Genomic DNA, 20451 nt, shown 5'->3' with positions numbered 1-20451 from the left:
AAGCACGCTTCTATCATCAAAATGGTTTCAAGTGAAACTTTATTCGCCGAGCGCCACGACCGATGTTGCAAGCCGGTCGACCTCGGCACGGTCGTGGCTGACATAGAGGATCGGCAGTTTGAGCTCATCGCGAATCCGCTCGATCACCACCATGATATCGCCGCGCCGCGCGGCGTCGAGCGACGAGAGCGGCTCGTCCATCAGCAGGATTTCCGGGCCCGCAAGCAAGGCGCGACCGATTGCGACGCGCTGCGCCTCGCCGCCCGACAGGCTGTGCGGCCAGCGATCGAGCAGATGGGCGATACCAAGAAATTGGACCGCCTCGTCGAGGCTCAACCAGCGATTGGCGGAATCGGCGAGATCGTGCCCATAAGTCAGATTCGCGCGCACGCGGCGGTGCGGAAACAACCGGCCATCCTGAAAGACATAGCCCACGCGACGCGCCTCCGGCGGCAGATCGATCGTGCCGTCGAACAGGGTTCGCGCGCCGATGCGGATATGGCCTCGGTCGGGCTTGAGCAGTCCGGCGACCATGTTGAGGATGCTCGTCTTCCCCGCCCCCGAAGGACCGAACAGCGCAGTGAGCCCCGGCCCGGCGGTGAAGCGCGCCGCGATCGTCCGGTCACCGAGACGGCGGGCGACGTCGATATCAATCGCCATGCCGCTGCCTTTCGCCATGGGTGCGACGCACGAGCCATTCGGAGAGGATTAGCGCGCCGAGCGACAGAGCGACGGACAAGAGCGCGAGCCGCGTCACCATCGCCTCGCCGCCCGGCACCTGCAGCGCCGAATAGATGGCGAGCGGCAGCGTGCGCGTCTCGCCCGGGATGTTCGACACGAAGGTAATCGTCGCGCCGAACTCGCCGATCGACCGAGCGAAGCCAAGCACGAGCGCCGCGAGCACACCGGGGAGCGCAAGCGGCAGGCTGATCGTCCAGAAGCTGTGCCAAGGCGTTGCGCCCAGCGTGCGGGCCGCGCCCTCGAGCCGCCGGTCGATGCCCTCGATCGACAGCCGCATCGCGCGCACCATCAGCGGCAGCGCCATGATCGCGGCCGCCAGCGCGGCGCCGGTCCAGCGGAACATAAGGGTCACGCCGAACCAGCTTTCAAGCCAGCGTCCGACGGGGCCGAGCGGCCCTAAGGCGATGAGCAGCAGCCAACCGGTGACGACCGGCGGCAGGACGAGCGGCAGGTGGATGATGGCGTCGAGGACGACGCGGCCGGGGAAGCGATAACGCGCGAGGACCCACGCGAGCGCGAAGGCCACCGGAAGCGTGCCCAGCACCGCGACGCCGCCGACCTTCAGCGACAGCGCGACGATTCCCCACTCCTCGGGTGACAGCATCAGGGAGCCGAGAAGCCGTGGCGGACGAAGATGGCGCGTCCTTGTTTCGACAGCAGGAACGCGCGAAAGCCAGCGGTATCCTTGTGCCGCGACGCCTTCAGCACCGCCACCGGATAGCGGATTGGCGGATGGCTCGATGCGGGGAACGTTCCGACGATACGCACCGTTTTGGAAGCGCGTGCATCGGTCGCGTAGACGATGCCGAGCGGTGCGGCGCCGCGTTCGACAAGCGCCATCGCGGCGCGGACATTCTCTGCCGGGGCGACCTTGGCTGCGACGCCGGTCCAGACGCCGAGGTGCGTGAGCGCGGTCTTCGCATATTTGCCCGCAGGGACAGCGGCGGGATCGGCGAGCGCGAGCCGGCCGGTGCCAAGCGCTTTTGCCAGCGGGAAACCGCGCGACGGGGTCAGGCGCACCTTGCTGGCCGCGGGTGCGATCAGGACGAGCCGGTTGCCGAGCAGCGTCGTGCGCGTACCGGCGCGGAGCAGCCCGGCCTTGGCAACGGCATCCATCCATTCCTCGTCGGCCGACAGGAACAGGTTCGCAGGCGCGCCCGCAATGACCTGGCGCGCGAGCGCCGACGATGCGGCGAAGGAGATCACCGGCTTCGCATGCCCTTTGGCCGCCCAGGCATTTGCCGCCTCGGTCAATGATTCCTGCAAGCTGGCCGCCGCCAGCACCACCGGGCCGCGTTCCTGCGCGAACGCCGCAGGCGAGACGAGCAACGCGGCGAGGAGGACGAACAGGTGGATGATGCGGGTCATGCGCAACCTATAGGCGCGCCGGTGCCTTCGTCGCAACGCCAAGCCAGCGTGCGGCGCGCGGCAGGCGGGGGAGAACGAGACGCTCGGCGATCCAGAGCAGGATCAGCGAGGCGGCAAGCAAGGGCAGCAGCGCGGCGAGGATCAGGATCAGCGCCGCGACGCCCTTGAGCTTCGCGGGGTCACGCGCGGCCGGCGGCGCGCCCAGCGCATCCTCGGGCTTGCGGCGCCGCCACATCAGGAAACCCGAAATCGCGAGCGTGAACAGCGCAAGCGCGGTGGCGACGCCGATCAGCTGGTTGGCGAGGCCGAAGAGCTGCCCCTCGTGCCACGCGATGCCATAGCCGACGGCGCGGTCGATCGCGTGTTTCTCGGCAAAGCCGCTGCGCGCGACTTCGAGGCTCGTTTCGGGGTCGTAGCTGACCTTGCGCACCAGCGGCCGGTTCTGGGTCAGCGTGGTCAGCGTCCAGACATTGCCGTTGGGCGGGCCGAAGGCGTTGGGCGCGCCGGGCGGCTGGATGATCGCGGGCGCGGGCATCTGTTCGCTGCGGGCGCGGAGCAGGATATAGTCGAGACGCGCGCGCGGCGGTGGCCCGGTGGGCGCCGCCGCTGCCATCGCATGATGATCGTGCGCGGCGTGCGGGTTGGCACCGCCCTTCCAGTCCTGCACTCCCGATACCCAGCCCATTTCGGCGCGGAGGGTGCGAAAGCCGCTCGCCCAGACCTCGGTCCATGGCAGCGCGGTGAAAAGCAGGACGAGCGCGAGGCCCGAGACCCAGAAGCCGGTGACGGCGTGCAGATCGCGCAGCGCCGCGCGGCCGCCGAGCGAGAACCGCGGCCAGAGCACGCCCGCCGCGCCGCGTCCGCTTGGCCACCAGAGGTAGAGGCCGGTCAGGATCATCACGATCGCCCAGCTCGCGGCGAGCTCGACGAGCAGGCGGCCGGTGCGGCCGATCAGCAGCGTGCCGTGGATGCGCGAGAGCCAGGCGGAGATGCGCTGATCGGGGTCGGCCGCACCGATCACGCGGCCCTGCGGCGAGACGGCGACATCGCGCATTCCGCCGCTTCGCAGGCCGATATGGACCACCGCCGCGTCGCCGGGTGCTTCGGGGAGGCGGTAATAATGGAAGCTCGCACCCGGATTGGCCGCGAGCGCGGCGGCGACCTGCGCATCGGCATCGACCGCGCCCGCAGTCGGCAGACCGCGCCATGCGCGCTCCTCCCACCGGTCGATCTGCGGTTTGAACAGATAGGCCGCGCCCGTCGCCGACAGGATCAGGATGAAGGGGATGACGAACAGCCCGGCATAGAAATGCCAGCGCCAGATCGTGCGATAAAGCGGAATCCGGTTGATGTCGGTCATCCCCTTTCCTCCCCTCTAGAAGCGCGCGCGGATACCGGCGGAGACCGCGCGGCGCTCGACCGGATAATAGATTGCCGATGCCGCCGATGTTGTATTCGACGGCGACGTGGCGGCGATCACGGCGCTGATGTCGCCGATCGCCTTCTTGCCGGTGATATTGCGCACATCGACAAAGGCGTCGACCCCCTCGGCAATCCGGGCGCCGCCGGTCACACCCAGCAAGGCATAGCCCGGCGTGCGGACCTGATTGCGATAATCGGCGAACGGACCGTTGGGCACCCACTCGACGTTCGGCGCGATGTGCAGCGCATCGCTTCCGATCCGTGCCTCGGCGCGATAGACGTGACGCGGCACCACGGGGAGGCGATTGTCGCCGAACTCCGCATCGTGGCGGAATCGGAAGTCGCTGTAGGTATAGACCTGCCGCAACCGTAGCCAGTCGGCCGGCGCGATTTCCAGCGCGGCCTCGACTCCCTGATGCAAGGTGCGGTCGGCGTTGAACGTCGCCGCCGGAATGCTGGCGTTGGTCGTGAATTGGAGCATTTCGCCCTTCAGCGTCGAGCGGTAAAGTGCAAGATCCCAGCTGACGATCCCGGTCTTGCCGCGCGTCCCGACCTCGGCCGTCCACGCGCGCTGCGGACGGATCGTCGAGACGACCTGGCTGACCGGCGGGGTGCCGATATTCTGGAACACTTCGCCGAAGCCCGGAAATTCCGCCGAGCGGCTGTAGTTGGCGAAGAACTGCACCGTTTCGCTCGGTTCGAACAACAGGCCGAATTTGGGCGAAAAGGCGTTGAAGTCGATCCCGCCGTCGAGCGAAGTCGACAATTTGACGTCACGCTTGCGATAGCCGTCGGCATAGACCCCGCCCGCGATCAGCGTCAGCTGCTCGATCGGCCGCACGCGCACCTCGCCGTAAAGATTCGCGGTGCGCGCACGCTGGTCGGCGTCGAACAGCAGCGCGCCGGTGCGCCCCGCGATATTGACGAACTGACGCGCGCGCGTCTTGCCGCGGCGCAACTCGCCGCCCAGCGTGACCTCGACCGGCCCGCTCGCATAGTCGGCGCGGAAAAAACCGCCGAGATCGAGCGAGTCCTGATCGATCACCTGAAAGATCGGGTGATAGAGCGACTTGGCGTTGACGAAGCCGCCGACGTCGAGCTTGAACGCGCCCCAGTCGAACGACGTGCGGTTCTGGAGCCGCAGCGACACGATGTCGCGCGCCTGATCGCCCGCCACCGCCGCCGCACTCGCCGCGCGCGGGGTGGTCAGCGCCTGATTATAGGTCAGCGCGCCGGGGATTTCCTGCTTGATGTCGTTATAGCTGGCATAGAAGCGCGTCGATACGACATCGCTCAGCTTCAACCCGACATTGCCGTGGAATCGAAAGCTGCGGCGCTGCACATGGTCGCGGTCGCCGTTCGAGGTGTCGGCGCTGATCGCGCCCCACGCATCGACCCGGTCGCCCGCGACACCCGCCGACACCAGCCCGCGATAGCTGTCGAAGCTACCGACGTCGCCGCGCAGGTAGAAGCCCTCCGCCGTGCGCCCGGTCGGGGTCACGCCATTGACCGCACCGCCGAGCGTTCCCGCACCGAAGCGCAGCGCATTGGCGCCGCGATACACCTCGAGATGGTCGAAGAAGATCGGTTCCAGCTCCTGGAAATCGCCATTGTCGTCGGCGAGGTTGATCGGCACCCCGTCCTGAAGGAGCGTGAGCCCGCGCATATGGAAGCCGCGCGAGAGGCCCGAGCCGCGGATCGAGATGCGCACCTCCTGCCCGTAGCGCGGCTGGAGATAGACGCCGGGCGAGAAAGCGAGCGTGTCGCGCAGGCTGACGACCGATTTGTCGGCATAATCCTTGTAAGACACGACGTCGGTACCGCCGGGCGTTTCCGCTGCGCGCGCTTCGGCGGCGTCGGTGGCGGTGGGTGCGGTGACGATGATGGTGGAATCGGCGTCCTCGGCATGAGCCGGCGCGGCGACGAGACAGGTCGCGAGCGCCAGCAACGGCGCCGCCCCTTGGATACGGGTTTTCATGTTTATTCCTTCGCTGAATGCAGTTACGGGCCGCGCCGCGCGAGAGCGCGGGCAGCCGGTCAGGCTGGATCAGGCGAAGGCGGGTGGTCCGGTACTCGGCGGCAGCGGCGACGCAATGCCCGGCGCAAAGCCGAGCGAACGGACCGCGACGGGGACGGGTTCAACCGCGGTCGGCGCGGCGGCGAGGATGGGCACGTCGGGCACGATCGGCGCATTGGCGAGCGCGCCCCAAGGGCAATGCTGCTGCGCCTCGCCCGCATCGTGGCTGCCGGCCTTTTCGCCAGTCTTTTCAAACTCGATGGTCATCGTGCCGCCGGGGTTGGCGGGGTCCGAACAGATGCGAACGGTGATCGAGCCGCCGGCATCGCTCTCGATCATCCAGCCCGGTGCGACGAGCACCCGCGCGGCGAGCGCGAGGAGCAGCGGCACGAGCAGCAGGATGCCGGGACGGCGAAAGACAGCGAGCAGGCTCACGCTGCACGCCTTATGGCGCGCGCCCGATGCTGGCAAGCGGACAGATTGCCCTACTACCCCAAATTATTCGGCCGGCGTCTCGTCGGTCTTCTTGCCCGTGCGCGTCCACGGATAGAGGAACTGGCCCCAATAGCTGCGCGGCACATCCTCGGGGATGCCGTAATTTTCGGGCCAGCGGTCCTTGGGCAGATGGAAGGTGCCGAAGAGCTTGTCGATCCACGGGAAATGGATCGCGAAATTGACGTCGAACGCCTCACGCTCGAGCCCATGATGCCAGTGGTGGAAGCGCGGCGTCGCGATCCAGTGGCCGAGCCGGTTGAAATTGCCGCCGACATTGGCGTGGAGCAGCGACGACCACACATAGACGAAGCCGATATAGGCCTGCATCACCGACGGCGCGAAGCCGAGCGTGAACAGCGGCAGCGAGGTGATCGAGCGGAGCAGGATGATTTCGACGAAATGCATCCGCGATCCCGCGAGCCAGTCCATCGATTTCGCGCTGTGGTGCACCGCGTGGAAGCCCCAGAGGAAGGGGTAGCGGTGGAAGGTGCGGTGGAAGAAATATTGCGCCAGATCCGATGCCACGACGACGATCAGGAATTGCACGATCCACGGCAGCGACGCGACGGTGGCGCGAAACGCCTCCCAATTGCTCGTATTCTCGTTGATGATCGTCGAGGGTGCGAGCGCGAGGAAGCCCAGCACCTGCACGAACATCGTGCTGACGAGATAATAGAAAAGATCCTCGCGCCATTCGGTGCGGAACAGGCGCTGCGTCCGGCGGTGCGGGAAGGCGCGCTCCAAGGGCGCGAACATGAAGCCGGTGACCAGCAGGTTCACGACGAAAAAGTCGAGCCCGAAGAAAATGCCCCAGTCGCGCGTTTCCTGCGGCTGGACGTTCGAGCCACCGACAAGGATCGCGGCAAGCCCGATCATCAGCGCGGTGAGGCCGAGCACCTTGCGCGGGCGCAGCAGCAGGCTGAGCAAGGAGAGGCCGTAGCTGACGAGCAACGTGGCGTGAACGACGCCGCGAAAGCCGCCCCAATCCTTGAGGATTTCGAGCTCGGGGGTCGCGAACCAGTCGGGGAAGCGCAGCGCGATCACCATGAAGAAGCCGGCGATTGCAAAGAGCAGCCCGAAAAAGCCCGAAAGCCATCCGCTGCCGAACCGCCGCACCTCGGTATGCGATTCGAGATCGCGCATCAGATTCTGAAGATAATCACGCTTTGCCATGTAGTCCCCTCACAGCATTTCCGCCGCGCCGTCCGTGATGGCGCGCACGGCTCTATATCACCGGAATTTCGTCTTCGTCATGCCGGACTTGATCCGGCATCCATTACGGCACCGGCGCCATGGACCCCGGATCAAGTCCGGGGTGACGAGCGTGCTATTGTTCATCCCGCCGCGGCGACAATCTCCGCCCATTCGGCTTCGTCGATCACGCGGATACCGAGGGCACTCGCCTGTTTGAGCTTCGATCCCGCACCCGGTCCTGCGACGACAAGATCGGTCTTCGCGCTCACGCTACCTGCAGCCTTGGCGCCGAGCGCTTCGGCCTGTGCCTTCGCTTCGTCGCGGCTCATCGTTTCAAGCTTGCCGGTGAAGACCACCGTCATTCCCGACACCTCGCTTTCGCGCGTCTCGACCACATAAGGTGGCGGCGAAACCTCGCTGAAAAGATCGTCCCACAATTCCCGGTTGTGCGGCTCGTGGAAAAAATCGCCCAGCGCCTCGGCCACTGCCGGCCCGATGCCGTCGGCACGCACTTCGAGAATGGCCTTGATCGCCTCCATCTTGCGCGTGACAAACTTGCCGTCCGACTCGCCTTCGGCCTGCGGATTGGCGTCGAGATAGGCCTGAATTCCGGCCGCCTTTTCGGGCAACAGCGCGATATCGCCGAGCCCCTTCAGCAAGTCGCGCGCGGTCACCGCGCCGATATGACGGATGCCGAGACCGAAGAGTAGCCGCGCCGCGTCGGGCTGCCGCTTCGCCTCGATCGCGGCGAAAAGATTGTCGACCGACTTTTCTTTCCAGCCCTCGCGCCCGAGCAGGTCGGCGCGATGGGCCTTCAAGCGGAAGATGTCGGCGGGGCCCTTGTCGAGCCAGCCGAGGTCGAGGAACTCCTGGATGCTCTTCTCGCCCAGCCCCTCGATATCGAGCGCGCCGCGGCTGACGAAATGGCGCAGGCGCTCGAACTTCTGCGCGTTGCAGATCAGGCCGCCGGTGCAGCGCACATCGACTTCGCCCTCCTCGGCAACCGCCTCGCTGTTACAGACGGGGCAATGGTCGGGAAAAATGAACGGCGGGCGGTCCTCATCGCGGGTGAGGTTTTCGACGACCTGCGGGATGACATCGCCGGCGCGCTGGATGACGACGCGGTCGCCGGGGCGTACTCCCAATCTGCCGATCTCGTCGCGATTGTGGAGCGTGACGTTCGACACGACGACGCCGCCGACGGTGACGGGGGTGAGGCGCCCGACGGGCGTCAGCTTGCCGGTGCGGCCGACCTGGACATCGATCGCTTCCAAGGTGGTCTGCGCGCGTTCGGCGGGGAATTTATGCGCGATGGCCCAGCGCGGTGCCTTGGCGACGAAGCCGAGACGCGCCTGCCAGTCGAGCCGGTCGACCTTGTAGACGACGCCGTCGATATCATAATCCATCTCGGCGCGGCGGCGCTCGATCCCGGCATAATGCGCGAGGATATCCGCGACGCTGTCATAACGTTTGAGGAGCGGCGAGACCGGCACACCCCAGCGTTCGATCGTCTTCATCACGTCAAACTGGGTTTCGGCGGGAAGCGCGCTGACCTCGCCCCAGCCGTGCGCGAGGAAACGCAAGGGACGCGATGCCGTGACGCTGGCATCCTTCTGGCGCAGCGAGCCTGCCGCGGCGTTGCGCGGATTGGCGAACTGGCGGACGGTGGCGGGATCGAACGCCTGCTCGCGCTGGGCGGCAAGCGCCCGCCCCTCCTCCATCAGGCGTTCGTTGAGCGCCGTGAAATCGGCCTTTGCAATATAGACCTCGCCGCGAATCTCGAAGACGTCGGGCGCGGCGCCGTTCAGTTCCTGCGGGATGTCGGCGATATGGCGGACATTGGCGGTGACATCCTCGCCGACGCTGCCATCGCCGCGCGTCGCGGCCTGCACCAGCCTGCCCTTTTCATAGCGTAGCGAGCAGGAGAGGCCATCAATCTTGTCCTCTGCGGTCATCGCGACCGTCGCGTCGGCGGGGAGGTTCAGAAAGCGGCGCACACGCGCGGCGAATTCCTCGACATCCTCACCCGAAAAGGCATTGTCGAGGCTCATCATCCGCTGCGCATGCGTGACCTTGGCGAGCGGCGAGCCTTCGACGGCGGCGCCGACCGCGTTGTTCGGGCTGTCCGCACGGATCAGCGCCGGAAATGCCGCTTCGAGTTCGTTGTTGCGGCGGACGAGCGCGTCATAATCGGCGTCCGAAATCTCGGGCGCATCCTCGGCATGATAGCGTTTGCTGTGATAGGCGATCTGTTTCGCCAGCCGCATCAATTCATTGGCGGCGTCGGCCTGCGACAGGGATTCGATTTCGGTCATGCACGGGTCTTTGCCACCGGCTTGAACTCGGCGCGAGTACCAAATCCCGCAATAAGCGGACGCCCCTTTGCGATCGCCTCCCGAACCGCCGGCAGCTGCAGCGAGGCGGCGTGCGCCTCTTTGGTTTCCCACAGCTCGAAGATCCAGATCGCATCGGGGTTGGCACTGTCCTCACCGATCAGATAGGCCATGTTGCCGGGCATCGCGCCCGTTCTCTCGGAGAGGATCGCGACCAAAGCGGCGCGCTGCCCCGGCTGCGCCATCATCTGCCCGATCAGGCCATATTGGGGAACAAGCTCTTCCATTCGCGCCTCCAGCGCCTTGAGTTGACCCGCCGGCAGCAGCGCGGTTGCCATCGCCAGCATCGCTGCGAGATGTTCGCGGCGCGTTGAAACTTGACGAGACATGCCGATGCTCCTCATCCATCCGGCAACCGTGCACATTTGCGATTGCGGATAGTGAATGCTTGGCGCTGTGGACTATTGCCGGGCGTATATGCCATTTTGCACGATGCTCTTTTTCCATCGGCGAAGACCACCATCAACTCGCCCTCTGCCGCTTTTTCTCGCCACTTCGCCCAATAGGCGCCATCGAGATTCTTCATCAACTTGGCGGAACCGCCGTTGAGGGTGATCCGGCCATCAATAATGGGCTCGTCGATAGCCACGCTGAACATCGGCGGCATACCGCACCCCGCGAGCAACGCCGCCAGCGCGGCGAGCTGATCACATCGGTCCATCATTTCGCGATCGCCAGCACATGCACCTCCCGGCGAATGCGGAAACCGAGCGATTCATAGAGCGCAATCGCGCCGGCATTGTCGGCATAGCTGTGCAGAAAGGGTGTTTCGCCGCGCGCGACCATCTGGCGCATGACATGCCCGATCAGCGTCCGCGCGAGCCCGCGTCCGCGGCAATCCTCCCATGTTGCGACGCCGCTGACCTCCGCCATGCCGGGCACGAGAATGCGCTGCCCCGCCATCGCGAGCAGGCGGCCATGTTCACGGATGCCGAAGAAGGGGCCGTAACGATGCGTCTTCGTGCCCCAGGGCCCGGGCTTCGCATGGTCGGCGAGCGAGGCCATTTCGGCGGCGTCATCGTCGCCCAGCGGGACGATTGCGGGTTCGCCGGCACGCGGCGGCGGCGCTCCTTCGGCGACCATCTGGGCGAGCACCGCACGTTTCACTTCGCGCGTTCCGGGGGGCAGCGGCCAGGGCTCGGGCTCGACGATCCAGATTTCGTCGGTATCCGGAACGAGGGCGGCAAGCGCAGCCTGTGCTTCAGCGTCGGTGTCGGCAGCCGCGCCGAAGACGCCATAACCGCGATCGATCCGTACCGCCTGGCCATCGCCCTCGGCCAGATGCGCTTGCCGGCCGGTGAGCATGGTCCAGACCGGACGATCGAGCGGATGCGATGCGGTCATTCCGCCGTTTCCAGCAGCCTTTCGGCCTGTGCTCGCGCCTCGGCGGTCACTTCGGCGCCCGAGAGCATGCGCGCGATTTCTTCGCGGCGGCCCGCTTCGTCAAGCTGATGGACGCTGGTCCGCGTCACCGTGTCTTCGCTCGACTTGGCGATGATGAAATGCGCGGCGCCTTTCGCCGCGACCTGCGGGCTGTGCGTCACCGCGAGCAATTGCTTGCCCGCTCCCGCCAGCCTTGCCAGCCGTTCGCCGATCGCACTCGCGACCGCACCGCCGACGCCGCGGTCGATTTCGTCGAAGATGATCGTGTCGGCGCCGCCCTCTTCGGCGAGCGCGACTTTCAGCGCGAGAATGAAACGCGAGAGTTCGCCGCCCGACGCGATCTTGGCGAGCGGCGCAAAGGGTGCGCCGGGGTTGGTCGAGATAAGAAACTCGACGCGGTCCATGCCTTCCGGGCCCCAGCGCTCGGCGGGGAGGCGCTCGACGAGCGTCTGGAAGCGCGCGGCATCGAGCTTCAACGGCACGAGTTCGCCCGCGACCGCGGCGTCGAGGCGCGTTGCTGCCTTGCTGCGCTGATCCGAGAGCGCGGTCGCCGCGTGGGTGTAGGCCGCAGCGGTTTCGGCGACTGCGGTTTCGAGCTTCGCGAGCCCCGCGCTGCCGCCCTCGATCGCATCGAGCCGCGCGGCGAGCGTGCCGGTCAGTTCGGCGAGCTCGTCGGGCTGGACGTTATGTTTGCGTGCCATCGCGCGGAGTTCGAACAGCCGCGTTTCGGTCGCCTCGAGCCGTTCGGGATCATATTCCATCGCGCGCGCGGCTTCGTGCAGCTTCGTCTCGGCCTCGTCCGCCTCGATGATCGCGCGGTCGAGCGCGGCCAGCGCCTCGGCGAGCAAGGGATGATCGCCCGCAAGCCGGTCGAGCCGCCGCGCAGCGCCGCGAAGCTGTGCGGGCCCGCTGTCGCTGCCCTCGAACGCCTCCATGATCGCGCCAAGGTCGCCGGCGACCTTTTCACCCTTTTGCATCGCCGCGCGCGCTTCGGAGAGTTCGGCGTCCTCGCCGGGTTGCGGCGCCAGCGCCTGCAATTCGGCGACGCAATGTTCGAGCCATTCGCGATCGCGTTCCGCCTCTGAAATCGCCATGCGCGCGGCGGAAAGCCTGTCCTCGGCGCTGCGCCATGCGGCGTGGGCGGCGGCGACACCGCGCGTATCGGCGCGGGCATAGGCGTCGAGCAGCGCGCGATGCCCGGCGGGCGCGAGCAGGCCCCGGTCGTCGTGCTGGCCGTGAATTTCGACGAGATGGCTGCCGACCTCGCGCAGCAGCGCCGCCGAACAGGGCTGGTCGTTCAAATAGGCGCGGCTGCCGCCATCGGCCTTCAGTGTGCGGCGGATCAGCAGGGGCTCTCCGCCTTCCATCGCAATTTCATTTTCGGCGAGCAGCGCGGCGAGCGCGGTGCCGGAGGCGGGCGCGACGAAGCTCGCCGTCACCTGCGCCTTGTCGCTCCCCCGCCGCACGAGCGCGTTGTCGGCGCGCGCGCCGAGCGCGAGGCCCAGCGCGTCGAGCAGGATCGATTTACCCGCGCCCGTCTCGCCCGTCAGCACGCCCAGCCCGGCCTCGAAATCGAGATCGAGCCGTTCGATCAGAACGATGTTGGCGATGGAAAGCGCCGTCAGCATGCCCTGCCCATACCGCAGAACAAAGGCAGAATCTATGCGCTCGGCGCGTTCTTCTGCATCAGCTTGTAGGCGCGCTGATACCATTCGTTGCCCGGATAGTTGGCACCGAGCACCGCGGCCGACTTCTTCGCCTCGGCGGGGATGCCGAGCGACAGATAGCATTCGGTCAGGCGATAGAGCGCCTCGGGTGCGTGGCTGGTCGTCTGATATTTGTCGATGACCTCGCGGAAACGGATCGATGCGGCGAGCCAGTTCGAGCTGCGCTGATAGAAACGGCCGATTTCCATTTCCTTGCCGGCAAGATGATCCTGCACCAGATCGACCTTCAGGCGCGCATCGGCCGCGTAGCGGCTGTCGGGATAGCGGCGGATCACTTCGCCGAGCGCGTTCGACGCCTGCTGCGTGATCTTCTGGTCGCGGGTGACGTCGCTGATCTGCTCATAATAGCTGAGCCCGATCAGATAATAGGCGTAGGGCGCGTCCTTGTTGCCCGGGTGAATCGCGAGAAAGCGCTGCGCGGCCTCGATCGCCGGGGTATATTCGCGGTCCATATAATAGCTGAACGAGCTCATCAGCTGCGCGCGGCGCGCCCAGGGCGAATAGGGGTGCTGGCGCTCGACCTCGTCGAACAGCGCGGCGGCAAGCCCGTACTGGCGGCGCTCGAGCCGGTCCTGTGCCGCGCGGTACAGCGTGTTAACGTCGCGCGCGACGTAGCGCGTATCCTTCTTGACCCCGCCGCCTCCGGCACAGGCCGCCAGCATGGGCGTAATCACGAATGCGGCGGCGAGCAGGCGCATGGTCGCGCGCGAAGGGGTCTTGTGAGTCATGCGCGCGGTATAGACACAGCGCGGATGAACGCAAAATAAATGATGGGGGTCCGGCTGAGCTTTACGGCGTCTTGACGACACAGCCTTGCGGAGCGCCGGCCGGCGCGGGCACGCGGCGCGCAGTCTTGATCGTCACTTGCGGGTCGAGCATCTGACCGACCATCACCCCTTCGCCCGCGGTCGGCGAGATAGGGGCATTGAAGATCGCCTCGGCGATGTCGGCGCCGGCAACGATTTCGCCGAACACCGCGAAGCCGACGCCGTCGCCACCCGGCGCATCGCTGTCGAAGCCCTTGATGTCGGAAAGGAGCAGGAAAAAATCGGTCGTGGCGTCGCCGGGATTGAGCCGCGCCATCGACAGCGCGCCCTTGCAATTCGTCAGGCCGGTGGTTTTCGTCGGCTCGTGCGCGATCGGAGGGAAATTTTTGCGCGCGTCGCCGCGATTGCCAGCCTGGATCAGCTGGTTTGCCGGGCCCCAGCTTTTCGTCGAGCGATAGAATTTGAAGCCGTCCATCCGCTTGGCGTCGACATAGCGAAGGAAATTCCCGGCGGTGACCGGCGCGCGCTTGTTCTCGATCCGCACGGTGATGGTGCCCATGTCGGTGACGAGCGCGACATAGGGCCGCGTATCGGCCTCGATCACCGGGGTAACGGGCGCGGGCACCGGCGGCAGCGTCGCGGGCGGCAATTGCGTCGCCTGCGGAGGGACGGGGGTCGATTGGGCGGCAAGCGCGAGCGCGGCGATAAGGGTCAGCATGGCGCCGATCATAAACGCAAGTGCGCGGCCGACGCGAGCGGTTTCAGACGAGCTGGCGCCGGCGGCGGAGCCAAAGCCTGATTCCGCTGAGGCAGAGCCAGAGCGTCACGACGCCACCCGCAAACACCAGCAACCGACCGGCAAGGCCAAATGCCTTTCCCGAGTGGAGCGGATACTGCCATGCAAAAAACGCGTCGCCCGCCGTCGTGCCGTTATCGTGCCGTGTACCGACGATCCGGCCGTCGTTCATCGCGACATAATGCCAGAGCCGTCCCTGATCGTCGCGGTCACGGGTATCGAAGGTGCGCACGGCATAGACGCCATGATCGGGGAAGATGCGGACGCTGTGAACGGGCTCCCCGCTTTTGCCGACGACACGCGCAATCGCGGCGTCGACATCGATTGCCGGAGCGGTTTCGGGAATATCGGCCATGCCTTCATGCAGGCGCCCGGTGATCGGCGAGACGAGCGCAACCGCTTCGCGGCTGTCGTCGGGCCAGGCGAGCGTGACGCCGGTAACGGCGAGCACCAGCGTCACCGGCAGGAACCAGAGCCCCCATGCACGGTGCGAATCGAACAGGCGCTTCAGGCTGCCGGGGCGCCCGCCGGTGCGAAAGGCGCGCAGCCAGTGCATGCCTTTGGGAAAGGAGAGCGCGACCGCGACGCCATGGTCGATCACCCACAGCAGCGAGACGAGCCCGAAAAACCACATCATCCACGGTCCCGCGAGCAGGTCGATATGGAGGCCATAAATGATGTCCATCACGTGCCGCCGGTCGAACTTGATCGCGCCGCTTTCGCGCCAGCCGAGGATCGATCCGTCGCGTGGATCGGCAAAGACCTGTATCGGGCGCGGTGCGCCGTCGATGGGCGCGCGGCCCATCATCCACAGGCTGTCGCCGGCATGGCCCGGCATTTCGATCATGTTTGGCGCGAAACCCGGCAACGCGCGCTCGGCCGCCTTTATGGCAAGGTCGACGGGCGCGACGCGGTCCGACGCGGGGACCGTCCGCCAGTCGGCGTTGAGTGCGCTATCGAGCTCGTCGTAGAAGGTGACCGCGATGCCGGTCGCGGCCAGCAAGGCCAGCCACAGCGCGGCGATCAGCCCGAACCAGCGATGCCACAGCTTGAGGGCGTGGCGCGGCCGCCGACGGACAGCCGCGCCGGCCATCAGAAGCGGATAGACGCGGTCAGGCGGACGTTGCGGCCCGGTTCGGGGAGGCCCGACACGATTGCATAGTCGGGCAATCCGAGCTGGCCGTAATCGGCGACGCTGGCGTGCGCGATGTAGCGCTTGTCGAACAGATTATAGACCGCCGCCTGCAGTTCGAGCCGGTCGGTGCCGAACGGGCGCCAGCTACCGAACAGGTCGACGGTCGTATAGCCGGGCTTGTCGATGAACTGCGTTTCCGAAATGTCGGCGGGATAGAGTTGCACTTCGCGGAACAGCACCTCGATATTATTGAGGTCTTCATAGCGCGTCAGCCCCGCGCGGAAGTTGAAATAGTCGCTCGGCTGGAAACCGGCGGTCACCGCCCAGTTATCGCCCATCGAGTTGCCGAGCGCGATATGCTCATACCCCTCGATCCGGTTGCCGTTGAGGCGCGAATCATAATGGTTGTAATAGGCGTCGATGCTGAAAGGTCCGGTGCGATATCCGGCGCGAAGTTCGACACCCTTTGATTTGAACTTGCCGACATTCTCGTAATAGACCGCGTCCTGTGCAGGCTGCGAAGCATCGCGGCCGAGCTGGTCGAGAATGACATTCTTGATCGTCATTTCATAATAAACCGCCGACGCGGTGAAGCCGCCGAGGTCGTATTTCACGCCGCCCTCGAGATTGTCGACGCGTTCGGGCCGCAGCGTCGGCGACAGCGACAGGCGGCCCGGGCGCTTTTCGAGCGTGAAGGCGTCGCCGATTTCCTCGCCGCGGAACGCCTCGGCGAAACCGGCATTCAGGCTGAGACCGGGGACGATTTCGAATTCGGCGCCGATATTGAAGCTGAGGCCGTCGCTCTTGGTGCCGGTGCGATAGGTTTTCTGATCGAGGTCATAGGCATCGTAACGCGCGCCGAAGCTGATCAGCAGCGGGTCGGCGAGGCGCCAGTGATCCTGGACGTAAACGCCCATCAGCGATCCCTTTTCGGTGAAGCTGCCGATATTGGGATCCCATGCCCAAGGCTGCCACATCGCGGGCGCGCCGAGATATTCGCTCGTCACCGCGTCGCGGCGATGCTCGGCGCCGACGGTGATGTCGTGGTTCGCAATGGCCAGCTTCGCACGCACGTCGAAGCCGTAGGTTTCGATCTCGGCGCCATAGAGGCCCCAGCGGTCGAAGCGATCCTGCGAGAAATTGGTGCGCGTCCAATAACCCGTCGCCTCGACGCCGACGCCGCTGTCGCCCTGGAAGCCATAGTTCAAAATGGCGGTCTGGCGCTTGCCCTTCGCGTCGAACAGGCGATCACCCGCGAGTACCGGCCAGTTCGGGCGCTGGCCGAAGCTGCCGCGTTCGCGGCGCTGTTCATAGCTGGCGGTGATCCGGTGGCCGCCGCCGAGTTCGCCGCCGACCTTGACGAAGCCGAGATTCTGCTCGGCCCCGGTCGCAAGCTGGCGCACGCCGTCGCCATCCTTGTACGGGTCGCGGTTCACATGGACGTAGGAGGCGAGGATGCCGATATCGCCCGCAATGCGGCCATAGACCGTGCCGCTGAGCTTGTATCCGTCGTTGCTGAACCAGCCTGCCTTGGCGATGCCGCCAATGTTGCGGCCGTCCTGCAGCATGTCGACGGCGTTGCGCGTGCGGAAGCGGATCGCACCGCCAACCGCGCCGAAGCCCGCGGTCGCCTCGCCCGGGCCCGCCTGCACATCGACGGTTTCGAGGATTTCGGGCTCGATCGTCACGCGTCCGATATGGTGGAACAAAGTGCCGCGCTGCGGCGCGCCGTCGATCGTGACGTTGAGCAGAGAATCCTCAAGCCCGCGGACATAGATTTTCTGGGCAAGCCCAACGCCGCCGCCGACCGATACCGACGGGACATTGCGGAACAGATCGACGAGATCGTTCGCCTGCGTGACCTCGATCTCCTTACGATCGATCTCCACGTCCGTCAGGGCGCCGACGACGACGATATCGCCGACGAACTCGCCTTCACCTTCCTGTGCATAGGCGGCGTGACTTGCGAGCGAGAGCATCGCTGCGGTGCTGGTCAGGATCGTCGTGCGAATTGTCATTTATGCCCCCGCAAGTTGAATGTTCGGGGCGTCTTAATCGCTATTGCGAAACAATGTCAATAATTCGCCCGCCGCGAAAAATGGGCAGGGCGCGGCCGACGCGCGCTCCGGGCTTCCGCTTTCGCGGGAATGGCGCTCAGCGAATGGGAGCTTCCCACCAAAACAAAAAAGGGGCCGCCCTTCGGCAGCCCCTCCTCTGTTCGGTCAACGGAAGGACTTAGTCCTTCAGGAAGTCGGGCACATGGCCCTGATCTTCCGGACCGTCTTCCGAGCGCTCGCGGCGCGGGCCGCGGTCGCCGCGGCCTTCACCGTCGCGACGCGGACCGCGGTCGCGGCCACCCCGGCCACGGTCGCCGCCGTCGCGGCGCGGGCCACGGTCGCCGCGCGGTTCGCGGGGTTCGCGTGCCGGGCGGGTGTCTTCGAGTTCCTCGCCGGTTTCCTGATCGACGACGCGCATCGACAGGCGAACCTTGCCGCGCTGGTCGATCTCGAGCACCTTGACCTTGACTTCCTGGCCTTCGCTCAGGACGTCGGCAACCTTCTCGACGCGCTCATTCTTGATTTCGCTGACGTGGACGAGACCGTCCTTGCCGCCCATGAAGTTCACGAACGCCCCGAAATCGACGAGGTTGACGACCTTGCCGTCATAGATCTTGCCGACTTCGGCTTCCTCGACGATGCCGCTGATCCACTTGCGGGCCGCCTCGATCTGGTCGAGGTCGCTCGACGAGATCTTGATCAAGCCTTCGTCGTCGATGTCGACCTTGGCGCCGGTGGTCGCGACGATCTCGCGGATCACCTTGCCGCCGGTGCCGATGATGTCGCGGATCTTCGACTTGTCGATCTGCATCGTCTCGATACGCGGTGCGTGTGCCGACAATTCGCTGCGGGTTTCGCCGAGCGCCTTGTTCATCTCACCGAGGATGTGAGCGCGGCCTTCCTTGGCCTGGTTGAGTGCAGCTTCGAAGATCTCGCGCGTGATGCCCGCGATCTTGATGTCCATCTGCATCGTGGTGATGCCTTCGGACGTGCCCGCAACCTTGAAGTCCATGTCGCCGAGGTGATCCTCGTCACCCAGGATGTCGCTGAGGATCGCATAATCCTTGCCTTCGAGGATCAGACCCATCGCGATGCCCGAGACGGGACGCTTGATCGGCACGCCGGCGTCCATCATCGCGAGCGAACCGCCGCAAACCGACGCCATCGACGACGAGCCGTTCGACTCGGTGATGTCGCTGGTGAGGCGGATCGTGTAGGGGAACTCGTCCTTCGTCGGCAGCACGGGGTGCAGCGCGCGCCAGGCGAGCTTGCCATGACCGACTTCGCGGCGGCCCGGCGCACCGAAGCGGCCGACTTCACCGACCGAATAGGGCGGGAAGTTATAGTGGAGCATGAAGTTCTGGTACGACAGGCCGTTGAGGCCATCGACCATCTGTTCGCTTTCCTTGGTCCCGAGCGTTGCCGTAGCAATGGTCTGCGTTTCACCGCGGGTGAACAGCGCCGAACCATGCGCGCGGGGCAGGAAGTGCGTTTCGGCGACGATCGGACGGATCTGCGTCGTCGTGCGGCCGTCGATGCGCTTGCCGTCCTTCAGGATGGCGCCGCGAACGATTTCGGCTTCGAGCTTCTTGGTCAGCTTGATGCCGGCCATGACTTCCTGCGGGCTGAGGCCATCGGCAGCGAAGCTTTCCTTCGCCTTCGCGCGCGCTTCGTTGAGCGCGTTCGAACGGGCCGACTTGTCGGTCAGCTTGTAGGCGGCGGCGATGTCCTTGCCGATCAGCTTCTTGAGCTTGTCCTTGATCGCGGCATTGTCGTCGCCGGCGGCGACTTCCCACGGATCCTTGGCAGCCTGTTCGGCGAGCTTGACGATCGCCTTGACGACTTCCTTGCACGCGTCATGCGCGAACAGGACGGCGCCGAGCATGATTTCTTCCGACAGCTCGTTCGCTTCGGATTCGACCATCATCACCGCGTCGTAGGTGGCGGCGACGACGAGGTCGAGGTCGCCTTCGGCAACCTGTTCGTCGGTCGGGTTCAGGATATATTCGCCATCGACATAACCGACGCGCGCGGCGCCGATCGGGCCCATGAAGGGCACGCCCGAAATGGTGAGCGCGGCCGAAGCGGCGACCATCGCGAGGATGTCGGGTTCGTTGTGGCCGTCATAGCTCAGAACCTGAGCGATGGCGTTGATCTCGTTATAGAAGCCTTCGGGGAAGAGCGGGCGGATCGGACGGTCGATCAGGCGGCTGACGAGCGTTTCCTTTTCGGTCGCTCCGCGTTCACGCTTGAAGAAGCCGCCCGGGATGCGGCCGGCGGCCGAATATTTTTCCTGATAGTGGACGGTGAGCGGGAAGAAATCCTGCCCGTCCTTCACCGACTTCGCGGCGGTCACGGCGCACAAAACGACCGTTTCGCCCAGCGTCGCCATCACGGCGCCGTCGGCCTGGCGGGCAACCTTGCCCGTTTCGAGCGTCAGCGTTTCACCGCCCCACTCGATCGATACTTTTTTCACGTCAAACATGTGGTTTCCTTCGCCCGCCGGGCCCTATGCCGGGCGGGGCCTCTGATTCCGGGCAATCCGGCCCGGGGCGGTCTAGGGCGTCCGTCTGCCCCGATGGCGGTCCCGCCGGATGCGGGAGCGGCCCTGCGGTCCCGCACTTTGCACGGGACCAATATGACAGCGGCCCCGGAAATCCGGGGCCGCCAGAAATTCTTATTTGCGGAGACCCAGCTTCGCGATGAGAGCCTGATAGCGACCCTCGTCCTTCTTCTTCAGATAGTCGAGGAGGCTGCGGCGCTTGTTGACCATCATCAGAAGGCCGCGGCGGCTGTGGTTGTCCTTGTGATTCGCCTTGAAGTGATCGGTCAGGTTGTTGATGCGGTCGGTGAGGATCGCAACCTGGACTTCCGGCGAACCGGTATCGCCCTTTTCGCGGGCATTGTCCTTGATGACTTCGGCTTTGCGCTCGGCGGTAATCGACATATTCAAAAC

The 20451-nt window shown here is 65.6% G+C and carries 18 protein-coding genes; all 18 read right to left on the bottom strand.

From position 1 onward, the window contains the following. Window positions 1-39: 39 nt before the first annotated feature. Window positions 40-660 carry a molybdenum ABC transporter ATP-binding protein gene (locus BLW56_RS11780; protein ID WP_093510942.1) on the bottom strand — a complete coding sequence of 207 codons (621 nt, stop codon included), beginning with the start codon at window positions 658-660 and terminating at the stop codon, window positions 40-42. After that, entirely contained in the window at window positions 650-1345 is a 696-nt protein-coding gene (modB, locus tag BLW56_RS11775) for a molybdate ABC transporter permease subunit (RefSeq protein WP_093510656.1), read from the bottom strand. Before modB ends, BLW56_RS11780 begins: the two co-directional genes overlap by 11 nt. Continuing rightward, window positions 1345-2109 carry a molybdate ABC transporter substrate-binding protein gene (gene modA, locus BLW56_RS11770; protein ID WP_093510941.1) on the bottom strand — a complete coding sequence of 255 codons (765 nt, stop codon included), beginning with the start codon at window positions 2107-2109 and terminating at the stop codon, window positions 1345-1347. The genes modB and modA overlap by 1 nt, the downstream gene beginning before the upstream one ends. A gap of 7 nt (window positions 2110-2116) precedes the next feature. Then, window positions 2117-3469 carry a PepSY-associated TM helix domain-containing protein gene (locus tag BLW56_RS11765; protein WP_093510655.1) on the bottom strand — a complete coding sequence of 451 codons (1353 nt, stop codon included), beginning with the start codon at window positions 3467-3469 and terminating at the stop codon, window positions 2117-2119. Between the two features lie 15 nt (window positions 3470-3484). After that, on the bottom strand, window positions 3485-5509 hold the full coding sequence (locus tag BLW56_RS11760; RefSeq protein WP_093510654.1) for a TonB-dependent receptor family protein: 2025 nt from the start codon (window positions 5507-5509) through the stop codon (window positions 3485-3487). A gap of 69 nt (window positions 5510-5578) precedes the next feature. Further along, complete coding sequence (locus BLW56_RS11755) at window positions 5579-5983, bottom strand: DUF2946 family protein (RefSeq protein ID WP_143043441.1); 405 nt, start codon at window positions 5981-5983, stop codon at window positions 5579-5581. Window positions 5984-6046: 63 nt separating this feature from the next. Then, window positions 6047-7216 (bottom strand): sterol desaturase family protein, encoded by a 1170-nt coding sequence (locus BLW56_RS11750; protein WP_093510652.1) that lies wholly within the window; start codon window positions 7214-7216, stop codon window positions 6047-6049. 161 nt (window positions 7217-7377) lie between these two features. Beyond that, window positions 7378-9552, bottom strand: coding sequence for an NAD-dependent DNA ligase LigA (gene ligA / locus BLW56_RS11745; RefSeq protein ID WP_093510651.1), 2175 nt, complete (start codon window positions 9550-9552; stop codon window positions 7378-7380). Beyond that, on the bottom strand, window positions 9549-9959 hold the full coding sequence (locus BLW56_RS11740) for a putative quinol monooxygenase (protein WP_256203399.1): 411 nt from the start codon (window positions 9957-9959) through the stop codon (window positions 9549-9551). The genes ligA and BLW56_RS11740 overlap by 4 nt, the downstream gene beginning before the upstream one ends. 11 nt (window positions 9960-9970) lie before the next feature. Next, complete coding sequence (locus tag BLW56_RS11735; protein ID WP_177175923.1) at window positions 9971-10291, bottom strand: hypothetical protein; 321 nt, start codon at window positions 10289-10291, stop codon at window positions 9971-9973. Beyond that, a complete protein-coding gene (locus tag BLW56_RS11730; protein ID WP_093510648.1) occupies window positions 10291-10974 on the bottom strand; it encodes a GNAT family N-acetyltransferase in 684 nt (227 codons plus the stop codon). Before BLW56_RS11730 ends, BLW56_RS11735 begins: the two co-directional genes overlap by 1 nt. After that, on the bottom strand, window positions 10971-12641 hold the full coding sequence (gene recN / locus BLW56_RS11725) for a DNA repair protein RecN (RefSeq protein WP_093510647.1): 1671 nt from the start codon (window positions 12639-12641) through the stop codon (window positions 10971-10973). The genes BLW56_RS11730 and recN overlap by 4 nt, the downstream gene beginning before the upstream one ends. Before the next feature lie 32 nt (window positions 12642-12673). Then, the gene (locus BLW56_RS11720) at window positions 12674-13468 is read right to left on the bottom strand and encodes an outer membrane protein assembly factor BamD (protein ID WP_093510646.1); all 795 of its coding nucleotides are present in this window, start codon (window positions 13466-13468) and stop codon (window positions 12674-12676) included. A gap of 61 nt (window positions 13469-13529) precedes the next feature. After that, entirely contained in the window at window positions 13530-14225 is a 696-nt protein-coding gene (locus tag BLW56_RS11715; protein ID WP_256203398.1) for a peptidylprolyl isomerase, read from the bottom strand. Between the two features lie 43 nt (window positions 14226-14268). After that, entirely contained in the window at window positions 14269-15396 is a 1128-nt protein-coding gene (locus tag BLW56_RS11710) for a PepSY-associated TM helix domain-containing protein (protein ID WP_093510644.1), read from the bottom strand. After that, a complete protein-coding gene (locus BLW56_RS11705; protein ID WP_093510643.1) occupies window positions 15396-17456 on the bottom strand; it encodes a TonB-dependent receptor domain-containing protein in 2061 nt (686 codons plus the stop codon). Before BLW56_RS11705 ends, BLW56_RS11710 begins: the two co-directional genes overlap by 1 nt. A gap of 217 nt (window positions 17457-17673) precedes the next feature. Beyond that, window positions 17674-19980, bottom strand: a complete 2307-nt coding sequence (pnp, locus tag BLW56_RS11700) for a polyribonucleotide nucleotidyltransferase (RefSeq protein ID WP_093510642.1) — start codon at window positions 19978-19980, stop codon at window positions 17674-17676. A 192-nt stretch (window positions 19981-20172) separates the two neighbouring features. Next, window positions 20173-20442, bottom strand: coding sequence for a 30S ribosomal protein S15 (gene rpsO / locus BLW56_RS11695; protein WP_093510641.1), 270 nt, complete (start codon window positions 20440-20442; stop codon window positions 20173-20175). Between the last annotated feature and the right edge of the window lie 9 nt (window positions 20443-20451).

The organism is Sphingopyxis sp. YR583 (assembly GCF_900108295.1).
Taxonomy (GTDB): domain Bacteria; phylum Pseudomonadota; class Alphaproteobacteria; order Sphingomonadales; family Sphingomonadaceae; genus Sphingopyxis.
Note: the sequence above shows the minus strand (reverse complement) of the source record. Positions and strands in the feature narration are given on the sequence as shown.